Source organism: Streptomyces sp. NPDC055506, assembly GCF_053643595.1.
The window spans coordinates 153,407-174,588 of the sequence record NZ_JBSHKH010000001.1 but is presented as its reverse complement, the minus strand read 5'-3'; the positions used below and the strand labels follow the sequence as shown (position 1 = coordinate 174,588).

The following is a 21,182-nucleotide window of genomic DNA, read 5'->3' as shown; positions in this document are numbered from 1 at the left end:
TTCACCGAAAGGTGCTCACCTTCCCATGCCCGAGCTGGTGTTCTTCTCCGGAACGATGGACTGCGGGAAGTCGACGCTGGCTCTCCAGATCGAGCACAACCGCTCGGCGCGCGGCCTGGCAGGCATGATCTTCTCGCGCGACGACCGCGCCGGCGAGGGCAAGCTGTCCTCGCGCCTCGGCCTCGTCACGGACGCGGTGGAGGTCGAGGACGGACAGGACCTCTACGCCTACCTCGTCGACCACCTCTCGCAGGGCGGCCGCGCGGACTACGTCATCGCCGACGAGGCGCAGTTCCTCGCGCCGGAGCAGATAGACCAACTCGCGCGCGTGGTCGACGACCTGGGCCTGGACGTCTACGCCTTCGGCATCACGACGGACTTCCGATCCAAGCTGTTCCCCGGCTCCCAGCGGCTGGTCGAACTGGCCGACCGGGTCGAGGTGCTCCAGGTCGAGGCCCTGTGCTGGTGCGGCGCCCGCGCCACGCACAACGCCCGGACCATAGGCGGCGCCATGGTCGTCGAGGGCGCGCAGGTGGTCGTCGGCGACGTCACCCACTCCGGCGACGAGGTCGGGTACGAGGTCCTGTGCCGCCGCCACCACCGCCGCCGGATGACCGCGGCGACGGCCCGCGCGGCGGCCCTGTCACCGGACGTGCTGCCAATCACTTCGGCCTGAGCCCGTCCGGGAGGCGAAGCCGTCCGGCGCCGTGCCTCCTCTGCGACCAAGGAGCTCGGAATTCCTCGGCAAGCCCTCTACCGGCACGTCTCATGTGGGCGGATACCCGAAAGGCAGCATCGCGGACCCGGCGGCCGTCACTCACATGGTGTCGGTCTGGGAGTCGTCGTCCCAGCCGGTCGCCAGTACGGCCGGCAGCGGCAGCCCGTACTTGTCGCACAGGAACCGGGTCTGGCAGTACCGCTGGGCGTCGGCGGCCACCCTGCCGAGGATCGCTGAGTTCATGCCGGCACCGATGAGGACCCCCACGAACGGCACAACCTTGGCCACGTTCTTGACGGGCACCCTGGAGCCGGCCGGGCCCAGCTGTTTCATCACCTTCTCGAGGGCGGCGAGGAGGCGGTGGTCGTTGCGCAGCTTCTGTGACCAGTTCACACGTCCCTTGACCGCGTCCGCCGCCCGTGCGACGTCGCGCAACGGCCTGGCTTTGGCCGCCTGGGCCATGAAGGACCGCTGTACCAGGCGCTGGATGAAGTCCTGCTCCTTGGGGTCCTTGGCGTCGTATCCGTAGGAGTACGCGATGCGCACTGCTATCGACGTGCTCAGGACCTGGACGACGAGGATGTCCGCTGTCATCGCGGTGAGGGTACCGGCGACGGGGACCGTAGCCAGCAGGCCCATGGCGCCACCTTCGAACGCGCCGGTGGTCCGCCACTTGAGGGTGTTGCGGGTCAGCAGCCGGTCACAGACCTTGAGGTCCTGCTGCCGTAGTTCAGTGAAACTGTTGATGTCGAGGCCTTGCTTGCGGGCGAGTTCCTCAACGCTCTTCGGGTCATTGAGATCCATGGCCTTGTCGTTGACCAGCTCGAGCAACGCCGCCGCGCCCGCGAGCGCCGGTCGCAGGGCCGTGTCGGCGACTGCATCGCCTGCGCGACGGATGGGTTCCGCGACCGCCTCCGGCACGGCGTCCTTGACCCGTCTCGCGGCGTTTCCCGCGGCCTCACCGGTGCGGCCGAGCGCGTTGCTCGCCCAGTTCGGCAGACCACGGCGGTCGTCGCGGCGCTGCCAATGCCCGTTGAGTACGTCCCATACCTGCCTCTCGTACGCGCTCATCGGGATCGAATCGTCGACGAGTGGGGCGGCGTACGTGCTCATTGAGGTTCTCCCTTTCGACTGTGATCGCCGGTTCCACGGTGCACTATCAGCCGACACGTGGGCCAGGTGCATCATTCAGTGCCTAGTTTCGAAAGAAGCAGGGATGCTCAGGGAAGAAAATGAGCAGTTGCCCTGGGTAGTTTGACCGTTCAGTCGCCGAGAGTGAACGCGAGGCCGCCCGCGCGGAGTTCGTCCTCGGTTTGGGTGAGACCACCCCGGTGGGAGATTTCGACCGTGTAGAAGTTCGAGCCCGGCGCGATGTCGCCGACCGTGAAGGGGAACTCGCAGCCCAGCTCCGTCTTCTCGCCGAAGCCCAGGCTCCCCACGGCGACGAGGGTTCCGGCGTCGGTGACGTTGACCTGGGTGCCGAAGTCGATGTCGGAGTAGCCGCCCGTCCCGGAGCACAGCTCCTCGGGCTCCAGACCCGCACCGATCCCGGCGACGGTGAGGGTCCCGTCGGTGCTGAACGGCCCCTCCACGTCTTCGTCCTGTTCGGTTCTCACGGCGGGCGAACCGGTCGTACCGGCCTCGCGTGTGCCGGCCCCGTTGCCACCGGCCAGCGAGACCCCCGCCCAGCACGCTCCCACGACGGCGGCGCCGAGCCGGCCCCGATCGCGAGGACCGGGCCGCGCGACAGTCGCGACCAGAGGGAGACGGAGGCGGACGCGGACACCGACTCCTCGGGCGTGACCCCGGGGTTTCTCGGGAATTGTGCTCGGGGGAAAGGTGTGCGGCTGCTGCTGCGGGACGGACATCGTGGGATTTCCTTTTGCTACGGAGGGTGAGGTCACGAGGCGCGAGGTGCAGCGGAGGGCCTGGGGACGCACACGGATGTCGAACTCGGCCACGGTTCCGTCCCCGCCGCTACTCGGCCAGCGCTCCACCCGCCGAGAGCGTGACCCGCCAGGAACCTCGGGTACCGGTATGGATGGTGGGCAGAAGGCGGAGGGGAAGGGCGGGTCGGGCGGTCAGGGGCTCTGCCCGGCCGACCCGCCCTGGGTCCGCCGCGTCCCCCACGAGCGCGGCGGCATGTGCGGCGCCAGGTCAGCCGACCTTGGTCCAACTGCCTTGAGACGGCCCTCCGTCACGTCCTGCCGTCCCTGTGCCGCGAGGCCCTGAGCACGGCGATCGTCGAGGCGGCCTGGCTCCGGCGCAACCGCACCGGGCAGTCTGCCGAACACCTCCAGTCCGCCATAGCCGCTACCGAACGGCTCATCCCGCTCGCGTCGTTCGCCCTCTGCGATGACGGCCTCGTCCACCCCGACGAAGAGGTCCGGAGCCGTCTGCGCACCATCTACGGCAACGAGAGCACGACCCTCATCCACCAGTGCCAGCAGGGCGCCCACCCCGACGGTTTCCTCCCGCACGACCCGATCGCCTTCGTCAGGAGGGTCGAGGCCCTCGCCGCCCGGGTCCGCACCCCGGAGGTGAACGCCTGATGCCCGCCACCCGCACCGGCGCCGACATCATCACCGCCCTCCTCGCGACCGCCGACGCCCTCCTCGCCGAAGGCCTGGACGGCGGCGGCCTTCTGACCCCGGCAGGCCGTGCCCGTGGGCGGCCTACGCACTCCGGATCGCCTTGGAAGCGGCCGTCGACGCGACCCTCACCGCTGAGGAAGCCGGGCTCGGCACGATCAGCATGCGCGCGAAGCTGCTCTGTCTGCGCCACTACGCCGGGCCCAGCCCTGGCCCATCGCGTCGACGCCCTCTGAACCGGCTCAGCGAGGGCTGCAAGTACCACCACGACGAGATCGGACCACGCCGCGCTCAGGTGCACGCCTGGCGGGCGGCCGTCGGGACGCTCGTCGCGGAACTCGCCGTAGCCGGCGTGGTAGTGGCGTTTGCGCAGCAGGCGGGTACTTAGAGGACTATCAGGCTCCGGACCGCCGGAGCCGCCGCAAGGGCCGATAAGGTTTCGCGCTGTGGAAATCGGATCTTTGGTTGAGCAATGCGACGGCAGTGTCGTACGCCGGGTAGGTACCGTTCGTGCTCTGGATGAGAAGGAGGTCGTCGTTGAGTGGGAGGGGGGCGAGAGAGAGCACTTGTCCCTACCCGTACCGGAGTCTGTGAGAACGCTCGTCCCGGGCACCATCCGGCACAAGGCTGCCACCGACCTTGATGCACTACAAAGCGAGTTCGAGGTTAACCCTGTGAAGGTGCTGGTGGAACTGCTCCGTGAAACGGGTGAGCGGACCACTATGACCGCACTGCGGAAGCAAGTCGAAGGGCTGGGTATCGACACGCGAGAGATCGCCGATGGCCAGTGGGGCCACACGCGTCGGTTGCTCTTGGCTGTACCGAATGTCAGGAAAGACGGACCAAATGGCTTGCGGTGGGATGGAGCCGGAAGTGGGGCGTCGAACTCTGGAAGGAACTTGCCAGCAACTGAGGCGCTCGCAGCGTTGGTGAGCAACTCCCGCAAGACGAAGCACACCAAGCAGTCGTTGCACGCCGCTGTGTTCGCCGGGCTCGACGCGCTGTCACCGTACGAACTCCTCGCGGCACACGCGCGCGGCGTGCCCGTGACCGAGTGGCCGCGCCAGTGGGGCAAGTTCAATCCAGAGCGCGTCCCTGAGGAAATCCGTCTGATCGCCGTCGACCACATCATCGACATGTCACGCGCCCGGAGCCGCATCGTGCTCCCCGGCAGCGAACCCAGCCCGTCCGCGATCAAAGCGGCGGAGATCCCGTCTTCCCTCGAACTCCTGCCGCTGCTCGTCCCCCTCGTCGCGATGCCCGCGTTCAGTTTCGCGGCGGACAAGGCGGTCAAGGCTCTCAGTGGAGAGCACGCGTGGAACGCCCTGCGCACGGCGATGGAGTGCTTCGAGCAGGCGTTGTTCGTCAGCTCCGGGTTCGAGGACCCACAGAACCAAGATGAGCGGTTGCCCCCTCTCGCGACCAGGGCCGAAGGCCTCCTGAAGACGGTACTGAGGAAGCGGCCCAAGGAGGACGACCTTCCATGGCTGGACTTCGCGGAGGAGATGGCTTTCCGGGCCCGCATGCTGCTGGCAGATCCCCGTGCATCAGGGCAACAGAACGGACCCGTGCGGGAGTGGGCCCAGCACGTAGCCGACCATCCGGACATTCCTGCTGAGCTTCGAGAAGCAGCCAGAGCAGCCCAGGCCGCCGCGGTGGCCGAAGCCACCGAAGGTGCGGAGGCGGACGTTACCGGTGACGGCGTGAGGACGAAGGAAGCTCGGGAGAGCGAAGTCGTACCCGAAGTGCCCGCGGTGTCTGTGGAGGAAAGCGAGTCCACGGATATCGAGGGTGGAGGCGACGCCGGCAACGTCGAGCCCGCAGAGGCCGCGATCGCGACCGACGAGCCTCTCCAGGCGGACGCCCCGGACGAGACACCGAAGGCGGCGCATGAGCCCGAGCGGGACCCGCAGGCCGAGATCGAGGCACTGAAGCGCTTGCTGGAGGAGGAACGCGGTACCACCGAAGCGGCCCGGACCGAGTTCGAGCGGCAGCGCCGGGCCACGACGGGCGCATTGGCCGACGCGGAAGCGGCGGCGAACCGGTTGCGACTCCGCATCGCGGACGAGGAGAAGCACCGCGCCGAGGCCGAGACGCGTGCCAACGCCGCCGAGAGCAAGTGGGAATCGGCCCAGCGGGACCTGGAAGAGGCGGCCCAGCGGGCCGAAGCGATGACACGTCAGCTCCGGCGGCGGGACGACGAGCTGCGACAGTCCCGGCAGACCACACGCGGGGCGTCGCAGGCGCAGTTGCGGCAGGCCAGGATCGACACGCTGCGCGTGCTCGCCACGGTCCTCGCCGAAGTCGCGGACCAGGCGGTCCACGAGGGGGAGGAGACAGGGCCGGCGAACGCTCTGTACCGCAGGACACTGGCACGCGCGGCAGTAGCCGGGGTGCTGGACATCGGGGCACTCGGAGAAGAGACGGACTACGACCCGGTGATTCACCGGGCCCCCGGCGGACCGGCGGCACGGGTGGTGGTGGAGCGGCCCGGCTTCGTATGGCAGGGCCCGCGTGAGCCCGAGCCCATCGTGCTGGAACAGGCCATCGTCCGCGGGGTCGAGCAGTAGGCGAGACAGTTGATTTCCGCTGCCGGGACCGAGGATCCCGGCAGCCAGTGTCCATGGAGGACATCGGTGCAGCACGACAAGCCCTTGATCGGCATCGACTTCGGTACCGCGACCACCTTGGTGAGCCAGCGGCTTCCCGGCGGCTCCCCGGAAATCGTGCCGATCGGTCACGGTACATCCTGGATGCCGAGTGTGATCGCCGTCTCTGCCTCCGGTGAGCTTCTGTTCGGCGAAGGCGCCGAGGCGGCGGCAGGGGCCTCGGCGCTGCGGTCGGTGAAACAGTGCATTACTCTCGATCTGACGCCGAATCAGTTACCGGGCCGGGAAGGGGCGGGCACGATCCGGCACTCGGCGGACGCCATGATCGAGCGGCTGCTGAGTCACGTGCTGCTGCGCGCCCGGGCCGCCGGAGCAGACACCGAGGACGCCCACTTCCGTCTGGCCTGCCCTGCCATCTGGGACGGACCGCGACGCAGGCGGATCGCCACTCTGGCCCGGGCGGCGGGAATCCCCTTGGCCGTCGGGGACGTCGTCGACGAGCCTGTGGCCGCCGGACTCGCCTGGTCGGAGGGGCTCTACTGGGAACTCGGCGAGGAACGGCCAGACGGGACCACACTGGTCTTCGACTTCGGTGGGGGCACCCTCGATATCGCCGTGGTCGAGGTCACCGAGTCGCTCCAGGACGGCGCCCCCGAACTCACCGTGCTCTCGGCGCGGGGTGTGGCCAGGGCCGGTGATGATCTGGACCTCCGGATCGCCCGGGATCTGGAACAGGACTTGGAGGCCAAGGGCATATCGGTGGACCGACTGCCGGACCCCGCCACCGTCAGGGCGCTGATCCTTGCGGCAGCTCGACGGCTCAAGGTGCTGCTCTCCGACACACGGTACGACGAACAGGCGGTCCCGGTCGGCGGCGGATACACTAATCTGCCTCTGCTGACCTACACGCGCGGGCGGCTGGAGGAGGCGTTCCGGCCACAGATGCTGGAAGCCCTGGAGTACGTCAGGGCCGCCCTGTGTGAGGCCCGGTTGCGTCGGCGCACTACACCTGACATCGGGCGTCTGAAGCGTATGCAGTTGCGGGAGCTGGCGACTGATGTGCAGCATGTGCTGCTCGCTGGCGGCATGTCCCAGGTGCCGCTGGTACGCCGGCTTTTCGAGGAGAACTTCTCCCACGCCCAGGTGGAGTTCGACAGGTCCCTGGAATCACCGGAACAGTCGGTCGTGACCGGCCTGGTGGTGCACAACTATCATCGCCTGAACCTCCCTCGGCCTGGCTTCGACCTGGTGCTGGAATGGGACGACCTGAACGGAGGCCAGCGCAGCGAACTGCTCTATCCGGCCTTCCAGCCTCTCTACGAGCCGCATCGGGTGGTGCGCGGTGAGGAACTGGCCCACCGCTGGCGGGGGACACCGGATGTCCAGCAGGTCACCAAAGGCCGGCTCCGGGCGAAGGCCGTGGACGGGGAACCGATGGACTTCTCGGTGGACGGTACTGCACTGCCGTATCTACGCGTCGAACTTCACCCGCGAACAGCCTTCTCGCTCGCCCTGCGGCTCAACGGCGAAATGGTGGTACATGATTCGACGGCCCGGCCCATGATTTTCAGGGTGGAGCGGTGGCCCGTGCTCCGGAAGGGCGAGCAGGAGGCCATCCGTCTGACGCCGGTACGAAAGGGCACCCTGGTACACCAGCGGGCGTCATTCACCGACGTGTATTCCCATCCGTGGCAGTGAGGTGCACGGCGGTGGCCCGGAGCAGCCCTGGGTCACCGCCGGACATCCGTTCGATCACCGTCGACCAGCCGGTCAGTCGCCCCCGACGAGGACGAGGGCGACGGTCTCGGTGGACAGACTGAAGCGCGCGTCCCGCTCCATCTGCGCCAGGAGGGCGTCCCGCCGGGTCTCCAGGTGCGTCGCCCGGCTCTCGTAGAGGCGCCGGATGGACGGGTGGCTCACCTCGTGGGCGAGACGACGGGACCGTGAGATCTTCACGTGGAAGGTGTCGCTCACCGTGGCTCGACGGCCTTCGGCCAGCCGCGTGTTCTCGGCCTCATAGAGCCGCTTGGTCGTGCGCTCCTGTACGGCCGCGAGGGCCTGCACCTCCTCCAGGGCCTCGGTGAGCAACATGCCGGCGCCGGCGGGCAACGGCTCGTCGGCACTGGCGAGTTCACCGCGGGCGAGAGAGGTGAGCAGTGCCGTCCCGACCTCGGGTACCTCCTGCATAGTCCGCATGTCGACTGCGGTGGTCCACAGCTCGCGGCGAGAGCGGGTGCCGTCCGTATGTGCCAGCCGGACCTCGACCAGATAGTGGGAGCCGGGCGGCAGGCCGGGCAGCCGTGCCCGCCCGTAGCGCAGGAGCGGCTCCGGGTGCTGCTCGTACCACCACTGGGCGGTGCGCACCAGCGGATGGCGGACACTGAGCAACGGAGCCCCGCTAGCCGACGAGGCGCTCGCGGTCAGGCAGAAGCGCGTCGGCGAGCCGCTCCTGAGCCTGCCCAGCAGATCCCCGCGAGGGTGAGGGAAGGCGCCCGTGTCCATCGCCTCGTACATCGCTTTGAGCAGGTCGCTGCTGCCTGCGACGTCTACCAGGTCGTCCTCGTGGGGGACGTCACGCAGCAGTCCGTACCCGCTGTCGGTGAGGAAGCACTCGACGAGTCCGCGGATCTCCTGGGGGCCCAGATAGCGCCCCCTGCCCGGACTGGTTTCGTCGAATCCCTCGATGAGCAGGCCGTCCAGGCCGGTGAGAAGGGCCTGGGCCTCGTTCAGGCTCTCCAGGTCCTTCTCGCGATCCACCCGCGCGACCGCGATCCGGTCGACCTGTCGGCGCCGCTGCTCCGGGGAGAGGTGAGGGTCCAGGACGATGCGGTGCAATTCCTTGAGGCGCCCGCGCAGGATCGGTTCGAGTTCTCCGATGGAGTCCTGGAAGACCCCGATGCGTGCGTAGAGGCGCTGGAAGATGTCGGTCTCGATGGTGCCGGGGACCTGCATGTTGAAGATGAAGATCTTATCGTGCTGCTGCCCGAACCTGTCGAGCCGCCCGATACGCTGCTCGACCCGCATCGGGTTCCAGGGCAGGTCGTAGTTGACCAGGACGTTGCAGAACTCGAAGTCCAGACCCTCGCTGCCCACCTCACTCACCAGCAGTAGATCGAACGCGCCGGCACGGAAGTCCTTCATGATGCGTTCCCGCTCGGCCGGTGGGGTCTTGCCGTGCATGACCCGTACCTTGAACTCGGGTGTCAGCCTCTCCTCGAGGTACTCCAGAGTGCGGGTGAAGAAGGAGAAGACCATCGCTTGCCGCATGCCCTTGGTCCGGGCGCCGCGCAGCATTTCCTTGAACCGCTCGAACTTGGTGTCCACGGGGAGTTCCCGCAGCAGTGGGCGCAGCGTCGAGAGATCGTCGGCCTGCTCCACCAGCTCGCGGGCGAGACTCTCGGGCAAGGCGGCCGATCTCGTAGGGCTGCCGTTCGGGGGATCCTCGGAATCGTCCACGACCTCTGAGCCGTAGAGGAGTTCCTCGGAGGCCTCCTCCTCAGCCGGCCGGGGCGAGAAACGCTCCCGCAGCCGCTGCTGCATGGCCGGGATACAGCTGGCCGCCTGCCGCAGCCACATCTGCGCGGCGAAGCCTGCCGCCGTTCCGCTGCGAGCGGCGCGCTCAAGGCACCAGGCATGGAGGCCGTCGTAGAACGCACGCTCCTGCGAGGTCCAGCGGACCGCGACGTCCTCGGCCTCACGCAGAGCCTTGCGGTCCGGGGTGTCGGCCTTGCGCGTCCGGTTGACGACACCCGCGAGGGCGTTGAGTTCGGCGATACACCGCCGCGCCTCGGCGCGTTGTCGGGGGGACAGCGGCTCACCAGTGCCCAAGAGTTCCCGGAGACGCCGGAACTCCGGTCGTCGGGCGGTGATCTTCCCGTACGTTGAGGTCTGGACTCGCATGAGCCGGGAGTGCAGGGCTCGAGCGCCGTCCGTGGTATCCGCGCCGCCCTCGGCGATACCGACGGCCACCGCGTTCAGGTGGCGGTTGGGCTCGAGCTGGTTCTCGAAGACCTTGGGTTCCGGGAAGGACGCCTCGTCGAGAAGGTGAACGAGGTTGTAGAGATCCTGGTTGCCCAGGTTGAGTGGGGTGGCGGAGAGGAAGATCAACGCGTCGGCCCAGTCTGCGAGCAGGGCCGCCGCGGCGTGGCTCCGGCTGCTCGCGTTGCGCAGGTAGTGCGCCTCGTCCACGATCACGAGGTCGAACCGGGGCTGGAGGTCGGCGAGTTCATCGAGCTGCCCGGCCCGCCGGAGCCGTTCCAGGGAAACCACTCCGGCGAACGGCTCGCTGGTGTCCCCGCTGCGGAACAGCTCCACCAGCTTCGCCATGCCGTCTTTGTCGAGGACTCGCAGGTCTCGGTCGAAGCGGTCGCGCATCTCGTTCTGCCACTTGGTGACGAGTGCGGCGGGACACACGACGAGCCCTCGGAAATGCGTGCCACCGCGACGTCCCGGAGTCCGCCGCAGGTGGGTGCGCTGCTCCAGTTCGTTCCAGATCAAGCCGGCTTCAATGGTCTTGCCGAGACCGACTTCGTCCGCGATCAGCAAGCGCTGGCGGTCTGAACTCATCAGCTTGAGCACGGGCCGGAATTGGTAGGGCCTGAACACCGTGCGGCTCGACTGATACGAGTACACGACATCGGTGAGGGGCGTACTCAGCTTGGCGAGGGTGAGGGCGAGCGCGGTCCGGTCGGCGGGGGCAGGCGGACGGAGGATCCAATCCTCCGGGTCATCCGAACTGGGCGGAAGCGCTTCAAGATCCTCTTCGAAGGCCATACGTGAGCGTCCGCCGGATGCGTCCTGCAACCTGTATTGGACGCCTCCGTCCCGCGTCGGCGTCACCTTGACCACGGTGAAGGTCTCGCGCCCGCCCGCGAGACGGACGAGATCGCCCCGGACGAAAGCGGGTGTGACCTCTTCGGGGACAGCGGTACACCAGTCCCTGTACTGGAGGAGGGCCCGGTGCAGCAGGTGACCGTCGTCGATGTCACGGAGGCGCTTCAGCTGGGGAGCGCGGGCGGCTGCCCCCTTACTCAACGCGAACCCGACGAGTATCCGGTTGGCTCGTGACTCGAAGACGTAGATGCCGCGGGGCAGATCGCTCCGGGTGTTGCCGCCGTGTGCTTGCGGCACCGGTTGCTGTCGTGGCGCGGGCACCGGGATCCGTTCGGAGCGCTCCGGGCTGTCGTAGAAGAAATGCTGCGCTTCGCTGAGACCGTCCAAGGTCGTCCCGTCGAGCGCCTCCCAGGGGATGTACTGCAGGCGGAGCCGGTCGTCATCGAGTGGCACCCCTGCGGTTGTTGTTGATGCTTTCCTCATCCCGCCCCCTGGCTATTGGACACCCTGCCCCGGGCCCTCAAGCGGATCAGCGTCCGCCGCCTGGGGGAGGCCGGAGTGGTTCAGACTGTCGAGTTGGCCAGCAGAGGGATTGCTAGCCTCCTGCTGCCTGGCGCATGCATGAGCTAATTGCCTCATCACAAAGCCGTTTAAGCCAGAGCAAGGCTACTTAATGGCACTCACTAGGTGCCCGTCCCCTATGCGAGAACTGCAGTACTTATCGTCCTCTGCCTCGGGCTTGCCGAGTGCTCAAGCCCCAGGCTGAGTTACGGGTGGATGCGATCTCCGCAAGCAAACAGGAGGTCGCAGTTCACATGGATGCCCTATCGCCGGACGTGCTGCCGGTGACCTCCGCCTGACACCCGGCAGCACCTCAGCGTTCCCGCTGCAGCAGAGCGAACCGCGCCCCCTCCGGATCCGTCACGGTCGCCACCCGGCCGTGCGCGGTGTCATGGGCCGGCCTGAGGACGTGCCCGCCCAGGTGGACGAGATGGTCCAGCGTGTCGTCGAGGTCGGCTGCCTGGAAATACGTCACCCAGTGCGGACCTCGGTCACGCGGCAGGGCCTGCCCCAGGCCGTGGATGCCGGCGACCGGCTCGCCCTCGCTGAGCAGGGTCACGTAGTCGAAGTCGGCGGAGACCACTGGCTCCTCCTCGTAGCCGAACACCGTCTGGTAGAACTTGGCGACGCTCGCCGACTCGAAGGTCAGCAGCTCGTTCCAGGCGGGCGTGCCGGGGACGCCCGAGACGGCCGTGCCGAGATGCGCGGCGGCCTGCCAGATGCCGAAGACCGCGCCCGAGGGGTCGGAGCCGATCGCGAGACGGCCCGCGTCTGAGGCGTCGAGCGGGCCGACGCCGATCGTGCCGCCGCGGCTGCGCACCGTCTCAGCGGTCAAGTCCGCGTTCCGGGAGGCGAAGTAGGGCGTCCACGCGATGGGCAGCTGACGGTCGGGCGGCAGCTGGCCGAGGCCCGCGACCTCGCGCCCGTCGAGCAGCGCACGCACATAGGGGCCGAGTTGCTGGGGGCCGGGCCGGAACTCCCAGCCGAACAGCGCCCCGTAGAACTCCTCGGTCGCGGCCAGCCCGTGCACCATCAGGCTCACCCAGCAGGGCGTGCCGGGCGTGTGCCGAGGGGGCGCTTCGTCGTTCGGTCCGGCGGACTCCCGTGCGTCGGTCATTGTCACTCTCTTCTCGGCCTCGCGGTGGCCGTGCTCTCCGCAGCCCTCGTGGGGCCCGCCCTGTGGGGCGACCGGTGTCCGGGAGAATGCCCGATGTGCGGGGCGCTGTCCCCTGCGGCGCGCTTATCGGCACGTGTCGTTCAGCTGTACAGCATGTGCTCGGTCCCGTACGCCACGTGATCGTCCCGGTCCGGCCGAGCAGAGTAGCCGGACACGGACGGCTCGGCCACCCCCGTGCGCGAGGATGGGGCCATGAACGCCATCATCTCCGCATCCGACCTCGCGAACGATCTGACGGGCGCCACCCCGCCGGTCCTGCTCGACGTCCGCTGGCAGCTCACCGCGGCCAGGGCGGCGGGTGAGCCGCCGTACGACGGCCGGGCCGACTACGAGACCGGGCACCTGCCCGGGGCCGTCTTCGTCGACCTGGACCGGGAGTTGGCCTCCGCACCGGGCGAGGGCGGTCGGCATCCACTGCCCGGCCTCGCGCACTTCGGCGCCGCGATGCGCCGGGCGGGCGTGTCGTCCGCAACGCCGGTGGTCGTCTACGACGGCGGCCAGGGCTGGGCGGCCGCCCGGGCCTGGTGGATGCTGCGCTGGACGGGTCACCCGGACGTGCGGGTCCTCGACGGCGGGTTGCCGGCCTGGGAGGGCCCGTTGGAGAAGTCCGTGCCCACGCCGGCGGAGGGTGACTTCGTGCCCGAGCCCGGGGCGGGGCTGCTTGACGCCGACGCCGCCGCGGAGTTGGCGCGGTCCGGGGTGCTGCTGGACGCGCGGGCGGGGGAGCGGTACCGGGGCGAGGTGGAGCCGATCGATCCGGTGGCCGGGCACATTCCGGGCGCGGTGTCGGCGCCCACCACCGAGAACGTGGGGGCGGACGGGCGTTATCTCCCTGCTCAGGAGCTGCGGGAGCGTTTCAAGGGGCTGGGGGTGTCCGAGGGTTCGCGGGTCGGCGTGTACTGCGGGTCGGGGGTGTCCGCGGCCCATGAGGTACTGGCGCTGGCGGTCGCGGGCATTCCGGCGGAGCTGTACGTGGGTTCCTGGTCGGAGTGGTCCTCGGACCCGGACCGGCCGGTCGCGGTGGGGCCGGATCCCCAGTAGCCGGGCGTGCACAGAGGGCCGCGCCCGGAAGGCGCGGCCCTCAGGGCCGTAGGGTCGGTGTCAACGCCGCGTGTGCCGACTACTCCTGCTTCTTGCGCCGCGTCCCGAACACGATCTCGTCCCAGCTCGGGACGGCGGCTCTGCGACCCGGGCGGACGCCGTCGGCCTCGGCCTGGCGGTCGGTGGAACCGATGAGCCGGTCGCGGTGGCTGCCGACGGAGCGCGGCATGAGGACGTCCGCGTAGGCGGAACCGGCCGAGGCGGCGGGGGCCGGAGGCTCCTCCTCCTCGGGCTCGATGACGAGGGGTTCTTCCTCCTCGGGCTCCGGCGCCGGGCGCTCCGGCACCACCAGATCGCCACGGAAGCTCGGCACCGCCTCCAGCAGGCTGGTCAGCGAGTCCCGCTCGCCGGTGGCCGCCGTGCTCTCCTCGAGCGGTTCGGACGCCTGCGCGGGCAGGGCGGGCCGCTCACGGTCGACGGGCCGGTCCAGCGGCCGGTCGCGCGGCAGCCGGGCGATCCGCGGGACGAACGGGAAGCTGGGCTCGGGCGCGGCCAAGTCGTCGGTCTCGCCGATGAGCATGCGCGCCTCGTCGTCGACGGCCTGGACGAGCCGCCGGGGCGGGTCATAGGTCCAGCTCGCCGAGTGCGGCTCGCTCGCGACGCGGTAGACCAGCAGGACCTCCCAGGTGCCGTCGTCGCGACGCCACGAGTCCCACTGGACGGTGTCCTTGTCGACACCGCGCACGAGCAGCCGCTCCTGCACGGCCTCGCCCAGCGGCGGACCGGAGTTCTCGCCGGGGCGGCGGACCGGGGTCTTGCGGGCCCGCTCGGCCATGAACGCACGCTCGGCGAGCACGGGGCCCTCGAAGCGGCGCACCCGGTCGACGGGGATGCCTGCCATTTGCGCGACCTCTTCCGCGGTCGCGCCGGCTCGTATACGCGCCTGGATGTCGCGGGGGCGGAGGTGGCTCTCCACCTCGATCTCGATCTGGCCGAGGCGGGGACGGTCGCCGCGCACGGCGGCGCGGAGCCGCTCGTCGATCGGAAGCGTGTACTCCGTGCTGTCCGCAGCCTTCAGCACCAGCCGTGTGCCGTCATTCGAGACGGCCACGACACGCAGTTCGGGCATGGGGACCTCCCGGGTGGTGCCTGCCGACGTCACGTGCGTCGCTGCTTCCGCTAGTCGAGTGTGGCCTGCCCGGGTGCAGCCTGCCACAACCTTGCCGAGTTGCCCGGCGTGTCGGGCGCGGGCCCTGGATCGCCGTTATGGCACGGTTACCTATTCGCAACGCTAAGTGACGAACTCTGTCACCCTGTGCAACTAGCCCCCTCCCGGCGGTCCTTAAAGGCCCCGTACACCCTGATGGGAGACCGGACCCAGGGCTCGCCACAGTACTCCATTTGGGCCACGTGCGTGGATTGGCACGCCGCCCAACTTCTGGCAAGAGGGGGGACTTGGTCGCCCCATGCCCCCAATTCGTGATCTTGAACGTGGGGATGTTCACGTAATCAGCAGAAACGGAACTATCGGTTTCGGTCGGGGTCCCCTTGGCGCCAATACCGGGCCGGGCTCCGGTGCTTCGGGCCGCACCGCGGAGTGTGGACCCCGGGGACACAACCCCCAGCGCGTCGCCTACGCCCCCAGAACCCGCCGCAAGTAGTCGTTCCGGAACCGCCGATCAGGGTCGAGACGGTCCCGCAGCGCCGTGAACTCGCCGAAGCGCGGATACACCCGGGAGAAGTACTCGGCGTCCCTGGTGTGGACCTTGCCCCAGTGCGGACGGCCCTCGTGGGCGGTGAAGATGCGCTCGGCCGCGGTGAAGTACCGCTGGTAAGGCGTGCCCTGGAACATGTGGACGGCGATGTACGCGGTGTCGCGGCCGGAGGCGGTGGACAGCGTGATGTCGTCGGCGGGAGCGGTGCGCACCTCGACGGGGAAACTGACCCGCAGGCCGGAGCGGTCGACCATGGCCTTCAGTTCGCGCAGCGCGTCGACGACGGCCGAGCGCGGAACGGCGTACTCCATCTCCACGAAGCGCACCCGGCGCGGAGACGTGAAGACCTTGTAAGGGATGTCGGTGTAGCTCCGCGCCGACAGGGCCTTGCTGGAGATCTGCGCGATCGCGGGGATCGTGGCGGGCGCCGCGCGGCCGACCCAGTTGGCCACCTGGAACACGCCGTTGGAGAGGAACTCGTCCTCGAACCAGCTCTTGAGCTGCGGCACGGGCTTCTCCGGGCCCGCGCTGCGGTTGTTGCGCTTGGTGTTGGTGCTGCCGGTGTGCGGGAACCAGTAGAACTCGAAGTGCTCGTTCTCGGCCCAGAGTTCCTCGAAGTCGGCGAGGACCCTGTCGAACGGCATCGGTTCCTCGCGGGCCGTGAGCAGGAAGACCGGCTCGACGGCGAACGTGATCGCGGTGACGATGCCCAGCGCGCCGAGGCCGAGGCGGGCGGCCGCGAAGACCTCCGGGTTCTCCTTCTCGGAGCAGCTGAGCACCGAGCCGTCGGCAGTGACCAGTTCCAGGCCCCGGATCTGGGCGGCGATCGAGCCGGAGTCGCGGCCCGTCCCGTGCGTGCCCGTGCTGGTGGCCCCGGAGACGGTCTGTTCCATGATGTCGCCCATGTTCGTGAGCGACAGGCCCTCACGCGCGAGGGCCATGTTGAGCCTCTTGAGCGGGGTGCCGGCCTCCACCGTGACCGTCATGCCGTCGCGATCAATGTCGCGTATGCCGGTCAACAGTTGAGGGCGGATCAATACACCGTCCGTCGCCGCTATGGACGTGAAGGAGTGCCCGGCGCCGACGGCCTTCACCCTGAGGCCGTCCTCGGCGGCCTGCCGCACGGCCGCGGCCAGCTCGTCGACGGAGGCCGGGGTGACCTGCCGCGCGGGACGCGCGGAGACGTTGCCGCCCCAGTTACGCCACGTGCCGTTCTTTCCGTTCGCTGTGCTGCTCAACGGAGCCTCCCCGACCCGGAGCCGGCCGCTTGAGCCGGCGGAATCCCAGGAAACCCACCGCGACCGCGACGGCCCCGGCCACCGCCGGAACCCCGTACCCGGCGCGCGCCCCGGCCGCGTCGATCACCCAGCCGGCCGCGGAGGAGCCGAGCGCGACCCCCACCGCGAGCCCGGTGCTCACCCAGGTCATGCCCTCGGTGAGCTGCGCACGTGGTACGTGCTCTTCGATGAGGGACATCGTCGTGATCATCGTCGGAGCGATGGACAGTCCCGCAACGAACAGCGCCACGGCCAGAAACGGCAAGTTTCCGACCAGTAGGAGGGGGATCATACTCACGGCCATGGCGCACACGCCCAGCAACCACCGACGTTCCGGCGCCCCGGCGAAGTGCAGGAGCCCGAAGATCATGCCCGCCACGCAGGAACCCGCCGCGTACAGCGCGAGGACGATGCTTGCGGCCGCCTTGTGCCCTTCCTCGTCGGCGAAGGCCACGGTGACCACGTCGACCGCCCCGAAGATCGCCCCGGTCGCCACGAAGGTGGCCACCAGGACCTGAAGGCCTCGCGCGCGGATCGCCGAACCGCCGCCGCCGTGCCGCTCGCGCGGGTGCGGCTCGGGCTCGGTGGCGCGCTGCGAGGTCAGCCAGAACACGCCGGCGGCCAGGAAGCAGGCGGCGAGGAGCGGACCGGCCTCCGGGAACCATGCCGTGGACAGGCCGATGGAGATGATCGGCCCGAAGACGAAGCACACCTCGTCCACCACGGACTCGAAGGAGTACGCGGTGTGCAACTGCGGCGTGCCCCGGTACAGGGCCGCCCAGCGGGCCCGGATCATCGCGCCGACGCTCGGTACGCAGCCGATGCCCGCACACGCCACGAACAGCACCCAGTCCGGCCACCCGTAGTGCGCCGCGAACAGCAGCACGGCCGCGGCGGTCAGCGAGAGCAGCGTCGCCGGGCGCAGCACCCGCCGCTGCCCGTACTGGTCGACCAGCCGCGAGACCTGCGGTCCGGCCGTCGCGGCGGCCAGCGCGATGGTCGCAGACAGCGCACCGGCCAGGCCGTACCGCCCGGTGAGCTGGGAGACCATCGTCACCACGCCGATGCCCATCATCGACAGCGGCATCCGGCCGAGGAAGCCCGCGGCGGAGAAACCCTTGGAGCCTGGAGCTGCGAACAGGGCGCGGTAAGGGCTGGGCAACGGGGTCTCCGAAGGGCTCAGTAAGCTGCGAACGCAGTCGACACAGCTTACGTTCCGGGACGCCCCGGGGGTACCCGTTCGGACCAGCCCCGATCCGCCCCGGCCCCGGCCGCCGCACAGGAGTCATCCCGCCGTTTCCCGGGTGTCAGTGCAGGGTGGCAGGATCGACCCATGCCAGACGCGCGCGATGTCACCCCCTACGACGCCCTGCTGCTGCTCTCCTTCGGCGGCCCGGAAGGCCCGGACGACGTGGTCCCGTTCCTGGAGAACGTGACGCGCGGGCGTGGCATCCCCAAGGAACGCCTCAAGGAAGTCGGGCAGCACTACTTCCTGTTCGGCGGGGTCAGCCCCATCAACGACCAGAACCGCGCCCTGCTGGACGCCCTGCGCAAGGACTTCGCCGACCACGGCCTCGACCTGCCGGTGTACTGGGGCAACCGCAACTGGGCGCCGTACCTGACGGACACGCTGCGCGAGATGGTCCGCGACGGCCGCCGCCGCGTTCTGGTCCTCGCCACCAGCGCCTACGCCTCCTACTCGGGCTGCCGCCAGTACCGCGAGAACCTCGCCGACTCGCTCGCCGCCCTGGAGGCCGAGGGCCTGGAGCCGCCGAAGATCGACAAGCTGCGGCACTACTTCAACCACCCGGGGTTCCTGGAGCCCATGATCGACGGGGTGCTCCGGTCCCTCGCCGAGCTCGACGAGGACGTCCGGGACGGGGCGCACCTCGCCTTCTCGACCCACTCGATCCCGACGGCCTCCGCCGACACCTCCGGACCCGTCGAGGACCACGGCGACGGCGGCGCCTACGTCGGACAGCACCTGGACGTGGCGAAGCTGATCGCGGACGCCGTCCGCGAGCGCACCGGCGTCGACCACCCCTGGCAGCTCGTCTACCAGTCCCGCTCCGGCGCCCCGCACATCCCGTGGCTGGAGCCCGACATCTGCGACCACCTCGAGGAGCGGCACGCGGCCGGTGTCCCGGCCGTCGTGATCGCGCCCATCGGGTTCGTCTCCGACCACATGGAGGTCCTGTACGACCTCGACACGGAGGCCAAGGCCAAGGCCGAGGAGCTGGGGCTGCCGATGCGCCGCTCGGCCACCGTCGGAGCCGACCCGAGGTTCGCCGCCGCGATCCGCGAGCTGGTCGTGGAGCGGGCCGCCGCCGAGCGCGGGCAGGAGGTCACCCCCTGCGCCCTGGGCGCCCTCGGGGCGAGCCACAACCTCTGCCCGGTCGGCTGCTGCCCGGCCCGTGCCCCCCGGCCCGCCGCCGCGGGCGCCGACAGCACCTACGCGTGAGGAGCCCCGTGACCGACCCCCTGCACACGGACCTGCTCGGACTCGCCCAGGAGGCCGCCCGCCGCGCGGGCGCCCTGCTGCGGGACGGGCGCCCGGCCGACCTGGCGGTCGCCGCGACCAAGTCCAGCCCCATCGACGTCGTCACGGAGATGGACATCGCGGCCGAGAAGCTGATCACCGGCCTGATCGCCGAGCGCCGCCCGGACGACGGCTTCCTCGGTGAGGAGGGCGCTTCCAGCGACGGCACGAGCGGCATCCGCTGGGTGATCGACCCGCTCGACGGCACGGTCAACTACCTGTACGGCCTGCCCACCTGGGCCGTCTCCATCGCCGCCGAGCAGGACGGCGAGACCGTCGTCGGAGTCGTCACGGCCCCGATGCGCGGCGAGACGTTCCACGCCGTCCTCGGCGGCGGAGCCTGGGCCACGGGAGCCTGGGACGGCGAGCGCCGGCTGGCCTGCCGCCCCGCGCCGCCCCTGGACCAGGCGCTGGTCTCGACGGGGTTCAACTACGTCGCCGAGGTCCGCGCCCACCAGGCCGAGGTGGCCCAGCGGCTGATCCCGCTGCTGCGTGACATCCGGCGCGGCGGCTCGGCCGCGGTCGACCTGTGCGACCTGGCCGCGGGTCGCCTCGACGGCTACTACGAGCGCGGTCTGCACGCCTGGGACCTGGCGGCGGGTGACCTGATCGCCCGGGAGGCGGGCGCCCTGACCGGTGGACGCCCCGGAGAACGCCCGTCCGGCGACCTGACGGTCGCGGGGACCCCCGGCGTCTTCGAACCCCTCCAGCGCCTCCTGGAGGACTTCGGCGCCTGGCACGACTGAGGCCGGCCCGGGCCGGCGTACGACGGCCCGCGCCGAGCTGAACACCGGGTGAACGGGCCCCTAGGACGACGAAGCGGGCCCCGGCGCTGGATTCGCCGGGGCCCGCTTCGTACGTTCTGATCAGACGCTCGTCGCGCTGACCTCCACACCGTGCTCGGCGGCGAGGCGGCGCAGGTCGTCGAGCTCGCCCTGCTCCACTTCGACGAGGAAGTCGTCGCCCTCGTCTTGAGCCCGGGACAGATCGGACTCGGTCGCCCTTATGCGCTGCAGAAGTCCTGCGGTGAATGCGTCCATGCTGCGCCCCCTCGTCCTGGGTCGTGGGTCGATGGCACGGGGGTGTGCCGTTCGGAAGGGACGATCACGTCTCCGGTGGATGCCCAGCGCCGCTCTGCTGGGCGGCGACGGTGCCGGACACCCACGCCCGCCCTGCGGAAAAGCGGATTGATGCGCACCGCATGGTGGTGCGGTACCAGCAGAGTGTGATCGTGGGATGTAAAGCCGTCCTCCCCAAGCTCCCTTCCGTGGAAACCTAACCGGAGGAGAAAATCTCCTATTCCCCGCGGCCACACCCGCCTCCGACCTCTCCCTCACCCGCCTTACCTCCGACTTATGGCCGAAAAGGGCAGGATGGAGGGCAACACACCAGCAGACCGTCGAAGACCCCTGCCCGCATGCGCCCGAGAAGCGCGGTGCGGGTGGACATGAGGAAGGACTAGGGACGTGCGCGTACTCGTCGTCGAGGACGAGCAACTGCTCGCCGATGCGGTGGCCACCGGACTGCGCCGGGAGGCCATGGCCGTCGACGTCGTGTACGACGGTGCGGCCGCCCTGGAGCGCATCGGCGTCAACGACTACGACGTGGTCGTCCTCGACCGTGACCTCCCGCTCGTGCACGGCGACGACGTCTGCCGCAAGATCGTCGAGCTCGGCATGCCCACGCGTGTGCTGATGCTCACGGCCTCCGGCGATGTCAGCGACCGTGTGGAGGGCCTGGAGATCGGCGCCGACGACTATCTGCCCAAGCCCTTCGCGTTCAGCGAGCTCATCGCGCGCGTGCGGGCCCTCGGCCGGCGCACCAGCGTGCCCCTGCCGCCGGTCCTGGAGCGCGCCGGGATCAAGCTCGACCCCAACCGCCGTGAGGTCTTCCGCGACGGCAAGGAGGTCCAGCTCGCTCCCAAGGAGTTCGCCGTCCTGGAGGTGCTGATGCGCAGCGAGGGTGCCGTCGTCTCGGCGGAGCAGCTGCTGGAGAAGGCCTGGGACGAGAACACCGACCCGTTCACGAACGTCGTGCGCGTGACCGTCATGACTCTGCGCCGCAAGCTCGGCGAGCCGCCCGTCATCGTCACCGTCCCCGGCTCCGGCTACCGGATCTGAT

The 21,182-nt window shown here is 69.6% G+C and carries 16 protein-coding genes; 8 read left to right on the top strand and 8 right to left on the bottom strand.

Annotation, left to right across the window (positions count from 1 at the left end; genetic code table 11):
* Window positions 1-25: 25 nt before the first annotated feature.
* Entirely contained in the window at window positions 26-676 is a 651-nt protein-coding gene (locus ACWIF2_RS00790; RefSeq protein WP_454357842.1) for a thymidine kinase, read from the top strand.
* A 141-nt stretch (window positions 677-817) separates the two neighbouring features.
* Here ACWIF2_RS00790 and ACWIF2_RS00785 read toward each other — a convergent pair whose 3' ends face one another.
* Together ACWIF2_RS00785 and ACWIF2_RS00780 are read right to left on the bottom strand one after the other, a co-directional pair.
* Entirely contained in the window at window positions 818-1,831 is a 1,014-nt protein-coding gene (locus tag ACWIF2_RS00785) for an EcsC family protein (protein WP_454357841.1), read from the bottom strand.
* A 149-nt stretch (window positions 1,832-1,980) separates the two neighbouring features.
* The gene (locus tag ACWIF2_RS00780; RefSeq protein WP_454357840.1) at window positions 1,981-2,334 is read right to left on the bottom strand and encodes a hypothetical protein; all 354 of its coding nucleotides are present in this window, start codon (window positions 2,332-2,334) and stop codon (window positions 1,981-1,983) included.
* 528 nt (window positions 2,335-2,862) lie between these two features.
* Between ACWIF2_RS00780 and ACWIF2_RS00775 the strand changes: the two genes are divergently transcribed.
* The 3 genes from ACWIF2_RS00775 to ACWIF2_RS00765 all read left to right on the top strand — a co-directional run bounded on the left by ACWIF2_RS00775 (window position 2,863) and on the right by ACWIF2_RS00765 (window position 7,616).
* Window positions 2,863-3,270, top strand: a complete 408-nt coding sequence (locus ACWIF2_RS00775) for a hypothetical protein (RefSeq protein ID WP_454357839.1) — start codon at window positions 2,863-2,865, stop codon at window positions 3,268-3,270.
* A gap of 629 nt (window positions 3,271-3,899) precedes the next feature.
* Window positions 3,900-5,879 (top strand): hypothetical protein, encoded by a 1,980-nt coding sequence (locus ACWIF2_RS00770; RefSeq protein ID WP_454357838.1) that lies wholly within the window; start codon window positions 3,900-3,902, stop codon window positions 5,877-5,879.
* A 66-nt stretch (window positions 5,880-5,945) separates the two neighbouring features.
* Window positions 5,946-7,616 (top strand): Hsp70 family protein, encoded by a 1,671-nt coding sequence (locus ACWIF2_RS00765; RefSeq protein WP_454357837.1) that lies wholly within the window; start codon window positions 5,946-5,948, stop codon window positions 7,614-7,616.
* Between the two features lie 72 nt (window positions 7,617-7,688).
* Here the strand turns inward: ACWIF2_RS00765 and ACWIF2_RS00760 are convergent, their stop codons facing one another.
* Both ACWIF2_RS00760 and ACWIF2_RS00755 read right to left on the bottom strand, forming a co-directional pair.
* The gene (locus ACWIF2_RS00760) at window positions 7,689-11,204 is read right to left on the bottom strand and encodes a helicase-related protein (RefSeq protein ID WP_454357836.1); all 3,516 of its coding nucleotides are present in this window, start codon (window positions 11,202-11,204) and stop codon (window positions 7,689-7,691) included.
* A gap of 421 nt (window positions 11,205-11,625) precedes the next feature.
* Window positions 11,626-12,429, bottom strand: a complete 804-nt coding sequence (locus ACWIF2_RS00755) for a VOC family protein (RefSeq protein ID WP_454357835.1) — start codon at window positions 12,427-12,429, stop codon at window positions 11,626-11,628.
* A gap of 252 nt (window positions 12,430-12,681) precedes the next feature.
* Between ACWIF2_RS00755 and ACWIF2_RS00750 the strand changes: the two genes are divergently transcribed.
* The gene (locus tag ACWIF2_RS00750) at window positions 12,682-13,530 is read left to right on the top strand and encodes a sulfurtransferase (RefSeq protein ID WP_454357834.1); all 849 of its coding nucleotides are present in this window, start codon (window positions 12,682-12,684) and stop codon (window positions 13,528-13,530) included.
* 79 nt (window positions 13,531-13,609) lie between these two features.
* On the opposite strand, the gene sepH is transcribed toward ACWIF2_RS00750, so the two are convergent.
* The 3 genes from sepH to ACWIF2_RS00735 all read right to left on the bottom strand — a co-directional run bounded on the left by sepH (window position 13,610) and on the right by ACWIF2_RS00735 (window position 17,684).
* A complete protein-coding gene (sepH, locus tag ACWIF2_RS00745; RefSeq protein WP_454357833.1) occupies window positions 13,610-14,659 on the bottom strand; it encodes a septation protein SepH in 1,050 nt (349 codons plus the stop codon).
* A 504-nt stretch (window positions 14,660-15,163) separates the two neighbouring features.
* Window positions 15,164-16,483, bottom strand: coding sequence for a D-arabinono-1,4-lactone oxidase (locus tag ACWIF2_RS00740; protein ID WP_454357832.1), 1,320 nt, complete (start codon window positions 16,481-16,483; stop codon window positions 15,164-15,166).
* Entirely contained in the window at window positions 16,443-17,684 is a 1,242-nt protein-coding gene (locus tag ACWIF2_RS00735) for an MFS transporter (protein WP_454357831.1), read from the bottom strand. Before ACWIF2_RS00735 ends, ACWIF2_RS00740 begins: the two co-directional genes overlap by 41 nt.
* A 171-nt stretch (window positions 17,685-17,855) precedes the next feature.
* Between ACWIF2_RS00735 and ACWIF2_RS00730 the strand changes: the two genes are divergently transcribed.
* Together ACWIF2_RS00730 and ACWIF2_RS00725 are read left to right on the top strand one after the other, a co-directional pair.
* Complete coding sequence (locus ACWIF2_RS00730; RefSeq protein WP_454357830.1) at window positions 17,856-18,983, top strand: ferrochelatase; 1,128 nt, start codon at window positions 17,856-17,858, stop codon at window positions 18,981-18,983.
* A gap of 8 nt (window positions 18,984-18,991) precedes the next feature.
* The gene (locus ACWIF2_RS00725; RefSeq protein WP_454357829.1) at window positions 18,992-19,807 is read left to right on the top strand and encodes an inositol monophosphatase family protein; all 816 of its coding nucleotides are present in this window, start codon (window positions 18,992-18,994) and stop codon (window positions 19,805-19,807) included.
* Window positions 19,808-19,927: 120 nt separating this feature from the next.
* On the opposite strand, the gene ACWIF2_RS00720 is transcribed toward ACWIF2_RS00725, so the two are convergent.
* On the bottom strand, window positions 19,928-20,101 hold the full coding sequence (locus ACWIF2_RS00720) for a hypothetical protein (RefSeq protein WP_382498504.1): 174 nt from the start codon (window positions 20,099-20,101) through the stop codon (window positions 19,928-19,930).
* A 426-nt stretch (window positions 20,102-20,527) separates the two neighbouring features.
* Between ACWIF2_RS00720 and ACWIF2_RS00715 the strand changes: the two genes are divergently transcribed.
* The gene (locus ACWIF2_RS00715) at window positions 20,528-21,181 is read left to right on the top strand and encodes a response regulator transcription factor (RefSeq protein ID WP_003993508.1); all 654 of its coding nucleotides are present in this window, start codon (window positions 20,528-20,530) and stop codon (window positions 21,179-21,181) included.
* The last annotated feature ends 1 nt before the right edge of the window (window position 21,182 follow it).